The sequence below is a fragment of the Oleiphilus sp. HI0128 genome, from assembly GCF_001635365.1.
In genome coordinates, this window is sequence record NZ_LWGG01001408.1 from 1 (window position 1) to 1,056 (window position 1,056).

Sequence of the window (1,056 nt, forward strand, 5' to 3'; positions counted from 1 at the left end):
GACTGTATATGTGACCGGACAAATCATCTTTGACAATGCCTTCAAAGATGCGGCGATGTATGACTTATCGCATATCGTCCCCTTAGCATTTTTGATCGCCATCACCTGCATTGCGATCTACATGTTTGCTGCAAGCCGGAGCATCATTACGGTCTTCTCAGGTAGCTTTTCCATCATAGTTGTCATTATTACTTCAATCCTATTCGCGCTTGGTATCTCTGCGTGGCTGGGTATGGATATCACCACCGCATCCGCCAATGCACCAACAATGATTCTGACACTAGCAATCGCCGATTCGATTCATATCCTGGCATCTTTCTTCCAGCAAATGCAGTCAGGGAAAACCAAGGCTCAGGCTGTTATCGAAAGCTTACGTATCAATCAGCAACCCGTTTTTTTAACCAGTGTCACAACCGTAATTGGTTTCTTGTCTCTGAACTTTAGCGACTCCCCTCCCTTCCGGGACTTAGGAAATATTGTCGCCTTAGGCGTAATTGGTGCATGGGGATTCTCTGTATTGCTACTGCCTGCACTCATTATGCTTCTGCCATTCCGAGTTCAATCACGCGAGCATAAAGAAGGCGGCTGGACAGTTACGCTATCAAACTGGGTCATCAAACACTCTAAACGTCTACTCATTGGCACAATGGTTATTATGGCTGGCAGCATTTCTTTCTTACCTCAAAACGAATTGAATGACGTATGGGTCGAGTATTTTGACGAGCCAATGAGACAAAGACAGGCAGCTGATTTTACCAGAGAAAGGCTCACCGGCTTAGGCTACATATCCTTTATTGTTGAAGCCGAGGAAGAAGGTGGAATCAACGAGCCTGAGTATTTGGCAAACCTTGAAAAGGCAGCAAACTGGTTAAAGCTTCAACCAGAAGTTCAACACGTCTCGACCTTTACTGATGTCATGAAGCGTCTGAACAAAAATATGCATGGTGATGACCCTAGCGCATATAAACTCCCTGATAATGCAGAGCTCGCCTCACAGTATTTATTACTTTATGAAATGTCACTCCCTTACGGACTCGACTTGAACAACCAAGTGGA

General features: G+C 45.0%; 1 protein-coding gene. It reads left to right on the forward strand.

The annotated features are described in order from the left end of the window. Window positions 1-1,056, forward strand: a 1,056-nt coding sequence (locus tag A3763_RS23155; RefSeq protein WP_156495288.1) for an RND family transporter, incomplete at both ends; no start/stop codon positions are given.